The sequence below is a fragment of the Salmonella sp. SAL03688 genome (assembly GCF_046551895.1).
GTDB classification, from domain to species: Bacteria; Pseudomonadota; Gammaproteobacteria; order Enterobacterales; family Enterobacteriaceae; genus Salmonella; species Salmonella enterica.
In genome coordinates this window covers 1-676 of the sequence record NZ_JBGDVI010000057.1, presented here as the reverse complement: position 1 = coordinate 676, position 676 = coordinate 1, and the positions used below count along the sequence as shown (strand labels likewise).

General features: G+C 51.2%; 1 rRNA gene. It reads left to right on the top strand.

From position 1 onward, the window contains the following. Positions 1–122 precede the first annotated feature (122 nt). Positions 123–676: ribosomal RNA gene (locus tag ACLJR2_RS23675) — 23S ribosomal RNA — on the top strand; the annotation flags it as partial.

Below are 676 nucleotides of genomic sequence, written 5' to 3'. Positions count from 1 at the left end.
TTTGCTCTTTAAAAATCTGGATCAAGCTGAAAATTGAAACACAGAACAACGAAAGTTGTTCGTGAGTCTCTCAAATTTTCGCAACACGATGATGAATCGTAAGAAACATCTTCGGGTTGTGAGGTTAAGCGACTAAGCGTACACGGTGGATGCCCTGGCAGTCAGAGGCGATGAAGGGCGTGCTAATCTGCGATAAGCGCCGGTAAGGTGATATGAACCGTTATAACCGGCGATACCCGAATGGGGAAACCCAGTGTGACTCGTCACACTATCATTAACTGAATCCATAGGTTAATGAGGCGAACCGGGGGAACTGAAACATCTAAGTACCCCGAGGAAAAGAAATCAACCGAGATTCCCCCAGTAGCGGCGAGCGAACGGGGAGGAGCCCAGAGCCTGAATCAGCATGTGTGTTAGTGGAAGCGTCTGGAAAGGCGCGCGATACAGGGTGACAGCCCCGTACACAAAAGCGCATGTGCTGTGAGCTCGATGAGTAGGGCGGGACACGTGGTATCCTGTCTGAATATGGGGGGACCATCCTCCAAGGCTAAATACTCCTGACTGACCGATAGTGAACCAGTACCGTGAGGGAAAGGCGAAAAGAACCCCGGCGAGGGGAGTGAAAAAGAACCTGAAACCGTGTACGTACAAGCAGTGGGAGCCCCACCACCAAAGC